The organism is Stenotrophomonas sp. PS02301 (assembly GCF_029959485.1).
Taxonomy (GTDB): Bacteria; Pseudomonadota; Gammaproteobacteria; order Xanthomonadales; family Xanthomonadaceae; genus Stenotrophomonas; species Stenotrophomonas maltophilia_Z.
Genome location: NZ_JASCOO010000162.1, coordinates 1 through 4807 on the forward strand (window position 1 = coordinate 1; position 4807 = coordinate 4807).

The following is a 4807-nucleotide window of genomic DNA, read 5'->3' on the forward strand; positions in this document are numbered from 1 at the left end:
GGGGGGGGGGGGGGGGGTTCCCCTCCCTCCGGGCGCGCGGCGGCGCGCCCCCCCCCCCCCCCCCCCCCGCCGCCCCGATCGCAAGCCCTTGTTTTGAAAGGGTGAAAAGTTGGCACGAAGTCTGCTTTGGTACTTCACAACCCAACCGCGAACGAGCCCCATGATCCGCGACACTTCCGCCCAGGACCAGACCCTTTCCTCGCATGCCGCGCCCGCCCCGTGGAAGCGCTGGCTGTGGCCGGCGGTCGCCGCCCTGGTCGTGCTGCTGGCGATCGGCTTCGCCGCCCGCGCCTGGCTCGGCGCCAGCCGCTCGTTCGACAGCGCACGTGTCCGCGTGGCCGAGGTCACCCGGGGCGACATGGTCCGCGACATCGCTGCGGACGGCCGTGTGATCGCGGCCAACAACCCGGTGCTGTATGCGATCTCCGCCGGCAACGTGGATCTGAAGGTCGTGGCCGGTGATGTGGTCAAGCAGGGCCAGGAGCTGGCCGTGATCGACAGCCCTGAGCTGCGCAGCAAGCTGGCCCAGGAACAGGCCACGCTGGCCGGGCTGCAGGCCGAGGCGAGCCGCGCGAGCCTGGATGCCACGCTGGCCCGCGCCACCGCCCAGAAAGACACCGACCAGGCCGTGATCGAACGCCAGGCCGCGGTGCGCGACCTGGAGCGCTACAAACGCGGCTTCGATGGTGGCGCGGTGCCGCAGGTGGATGTCGCCAAGGCCGAGGACACCGTCAAGAAGAGCGACATCCAGCTCGAGCACGCCCGCAAGGACGCCATGCTCAAGGCCCAGGGCGCCGATCTGGATGCGCGCAACAAGCGCCTGCTGGCCGACCGCCAGCGCGCCGTGGTCACCGAAGTCGAACGTCAGGTCGACGCGCTCACCCTGCGCGCGCCGTTCGATGGCCAGGTCGGCCAGGTGCAAGCCACCCAGCACACCAACGTCGTCGCCAATGCGCCGATCCTGGGCGTGGTCGACCTGTCCCGCTTCGAGATCGAGATCAAGGTGCCGGAGAGCTTCGCGCGCGAGCTGTCGATCGGCATGCCGGCACAGCTGACCGGCGGCAGCGGCCAGTTCGCCGGTGAGATCTCCGCGGTGTCCCCGGAAGTGGTCGCCGGTGAGGTCAACGCCCGCATCCGCTTTGCTGACAAGCAGCCACAGGGCCTGCGCCAGAGCCAGCGGATGCAGGCACGCGTGCTGCTCGATACCCGCCGCAACGCACTCAAGATCGAACGTGGCCCGTTCGTCGAACAGGGCAACGGCTACGCCTACGTCATGGACGGCAGCAGTGCGGTCCGTCGCCCGGTCAAGCTCGGTGTGAGCAGCTTGGGCGAAGTGGAAATCCTCTCTGGCCTGCAGCCCGGCGATCGCGTCGTGGTGTCCGGCAGTGATCTGTTCGGCGACGCCGAGCGCGTCTCCATCAACTGATTCAGTCCCTTTCGATCTTCTCGACCCTCAAAGGAAAACAGCCATGCTTGAAATGCGCTCGGTCGCCAAAGTCTTCCGCACCGAACAGGTGGAAACCCATGCCCTGCGGTCGCTGGACCTGCATGTCCGCGAAGGGGAGTTCGTCGCCGTGACCGGTCCGTCCGGTTCGGGCAAGACCACCTTCCTCAACATCGCCGGCCTGCTGGAGACCTTCACCAGCGGCACCTATCTGCTCGATGGCCAGGACGTCAGCCAACTCGGTGACGACGCTCGCAGCCGCCTGCGCAACCAGAAGATTGGCTTCATCTTCCAGGGCTTCAACCTGATCTCCGACCTGAACCTGTTCGACAACGTCGATGTGCCGCTGCGCTACCGCGGCATGCCCGCGGCCGAACGCAAGCAGCGCATCGAGCACGCGCTTGGCCAGGTGGGCCTGGCCTCGCGCATGAAGCACTACCCGGCCGAACTGTCCGGTGGCCAGCAGCAGCGCGCCGCGATCGCACGTGCACTGGCCGGCAGCCCGCGCCTGCTGCTGGCCGATGAACCGACCGGCAACCTGGACAGCCAGATGGCCCGGGGCGTGATGGAGCTGCTGGAAGAGATCAATTCCAAGGGCACCACGATCGTGATGGTCACCCACGATCCGGAACTGGCCGCGCGCGCCAAGCGCAACGTGCACATCGTCGATGGCCAGGTCACCGACCTGCTGCGCGATCCGGTGCTCGCCACGCCGCGCCCCGCGGTTGCCGCCGCCATCGCCAACGACTGAGGCCGGCCATGATTGCTTACTACTTCCGACTGGCCCTGCGCAGCTTCCGGCGCAACAAAGTGCTGACCGCGCTGATGGTGATCGCCATCGCGCTGGGTATCGGCGCTTCGATGACCACGCTGACCGTGTTCCATGTGTTGTCCGGTGATCCGATTCCGCAGAAGAGCGACCGGCTGTTCAGCGTCCTGGTTGATCCACAGCCCCTGCTCGGTTATCAGCCCGGAGAAGAGCCCGCCGATCAGCTGACCCGATTCGATGCGGACAAGCTGCTTCGTGAGAAGCATGCCAAGCGCCAGGCGATGATGACCGGCGGTGGCGTCACCATTGAGCCGGACAGCAGCACGCTGCGCCCGTTCAGCACCGATGCGCGCTACACCTCGAGCGATTTCTTCCCGATGTTCGATACCCCGTTCCTGTACGGCCAAGGGTGGAAGGAGACTGAGGATGAAGGTCGCGGCCGGGTCGCGGTGATTTCCAAGACACTCAACCAGAAGCTGTTCGAGGGCGCCAACAGCGTCGGCAAATCGGTGCGCGTCAACGGCAACACCATGACCGTCGTTGGCGTGCTCGGCGACTGGCACCCCAATCCGCACTTCTATGATCTGTATACCGGTCGCTACGGCGACAGCGAGGACGTCTTCCTGCCGTTCTCCACGGCGATCGAGTTGAAGTTCGACCGCAACGGCAGTATCGACTGCTTCGGTCGTCGCAACGAGACCGATCCCACCGGGCCCAGCGCAAGCTGCACCTGGATCCAGTACTGGGTGGAGCTGGAAAACCCCGGCCAGGCCGCAGAGTACCGCCGCTACCTGGAGAACTACTCCGATCAGCAGCGTGCTGCCGGTCGCTTTGAACGACCCAACAACGTGCGCCTGCGCAATGTCATGGAATGGCTGGACTTCAAGAAGGTCGTCCCCGGTGATGTGCGCCTGCAGTTGTGGCTGGCGATGGGCTTCCTGCTGGTCTGCCTGATCAACACGGTGGGCCTGCTGCTGGCCAAATTCCTGCGTCGCAGTGGTGAGATCGGGGTACGCCGTGCGCTGGGTGCCAGCCGTGGCCAGATCTTCCTGCAATCGTTGATCGAGGCCGGCACGGTCGGCCTGGCCGGGGGCCTGCTCGGCCTGGTACTGGCGATGGTCGGGCTGTATGCAGTGCGCCAACAACCCGTGGACTACGCCAAGTTGGCCACGCTGGATGGACAGATGCTGCTGATGACCTTCGCGCTGACCCTGGTCGCCAGCCTGCTGGCTGGATTCCTGCCGGCGCTGCGCGCCATGCAGGTCACGCCCGCCATCCAACTCAAATCGCAGTAAGGATCCGGAGCACACCATGGATATCCGTCCCATCCTCTCCACCCTGCGCCGGCACAAGACCGCCGCGGCACTGATCGTGCTGGAGATCGCCCTGACCTGCGCCATCGTCTGCAATGCGCTGTTCCTTATTGGTCAGCGCATCGAGAAGATCAACCAGCCCAGCGGCATCGCCGAAACCGAACTGATCGAAGTCAGGCTGGGCGGCATCGGCCCCCAGGTCAACGCCGTGGCACGTACCCGCGAGGATCTGGCGGCGTTGCACGCGCTTCCCGGCGTCAAAAGCGCAGTGACGCTGAATCAGATCCCGTTCCGCAACAGCTCCTGGAATACCAGCCTGGGCCTGGTCCCCGATCAGGAGCGCCCAACGCTGAGCTCCTCCCAGTACTTCGCCCGGGAAGGTGCGCTGGATACGCTGGGCGTGGAGCTGATCGCCGGTCGCGATTTCCAGCCCGATGAATATCGCGATCTGGAAGAGGTCAAGAACGACGAAGTCGCGGCGGACAAGGGCTCGGCGGTGGTTGTCACCAAGGCAATTGCCGACAAGATGTTCCCCGGCGGCGATGCACTGGGCAAGACGATCTACAGCGGCTCCATGCCGCTGCGCATCATCGGCATCGTCAAGGTGCTGGCTCGCCCGACGGCACGTGATGGTGACACGCAGTTCTCGATCGTGCTGCCGCTTCGGACCACCTATGACGAGGGCTTCTACCTGGTGCGTGTCACCGATCCAACCCGCCGCGACGAAGTGCTCAAGTCCGCCGTCGCAGCCCTGGAGCGGGTGGACGCCAGCCGCCTGGTGCACGGCAAGTACACCTACGAGGAACAACGCAACAAGTACTTCGCCAATGACCGCGCCATGGTCGGCCTGCTCATCACCGTGTGCGTGGCATTGCTGGTCGTCACTGCACTGGGCATCGTCGGCCTGGCCAGCTTCTGGGTGCAGCAGCGCACCAAGCAGATCGGCATCCGCCGTGCGCTGGGGGCAACCCGCAGCCAGATCCTGCGCTACTTCCAGACCGAGAACTTCCTGTTGGCCACCGTGGGGATCGTGTTGGGCATGTTGATGGCCTACACGATCAACCTGTGGCTGATGAACAACTACGAGCTGCCGCGCATGCCCATCAGCTACCTGCCGATCGGCGCGGTGCTGCTGTGGCTGCTCGGCCAGATCGCTGTCTTCGGCCCGGCCCGTCGTGCCGCCGCCGTCCCCCCTGCCGTTGCCACCCGGAGTGCCTGAAATGCGCCAGACCAAACTCGCTACCCTGTTGTTCTCCCTCCTGCTGGCCAGCGCTCCCGCGC

Annotated in this window: 4 protein-coding genes; all 4 read left to right on the forward strand. The window is 65.6% G+C overall.

Annotation, left to right across the window (positions count from 1 at the left end; translation table 11 throughout):
• Nucleotides 1–160: 160 nt before the first annotated feature.
• The 4 genes from QMX81_RS20375 to QMX81_RS20390 are packed head-to-tail and all read left to right on the forward strand — an operon-like array spanning nucleotide 161 to nucleotide 4745.
• Nucleotides 161–1426: an efflux RND transporter periplasmic adaptor subunit gene (locus QMX81_RS20375; RefSeq protein ID WP_121040051.1), complete on the forward strand. Its 1266-nt coding sequence runs from the start codon at nucleotides 161–163 to the stop codon at nucleotides 1424–1426.
• 43 nt (nucleotides 1427–1469) lie between these two features.
• Entirely contained in the window at nucleotides 1470–2195 is a 726-nt protein-coding gene (locus tag QMX81_RS20380; RefSeq protein WP_121040054.1) for an ABC transporter ATP-binding protein, read from the forward strand.
• Nucleotides 2196–2203: 8 nt separating this feature from the next.
• Nucleotides 2204–3508, forward strand: coding sequence for an ABC transporter permease (locus QMX81_RS20385; RefSeq protein ID WP_121040057.1), 1305 nt, complete (start codon nucleotides 2204–2206; stop codon nucleotides 3506–3508).
• Nucleotides 3509–3524: 16 nt separating this feature from the next.
• On the forward strand, nucleotides 3525–4745 hold the full coding sequence (locus tag QMX81_RS20390) for an FtsX-like permease family protein (RefSeq protein ID WP_121040060.1): 1221 nt from the start codon (nucleotides 3525–3527) through the stop codon (nucleotides 4743–4745).
• The last annotated feature ends 62 nt before the right edge of the window (nucleotides 4746–4807 follow it).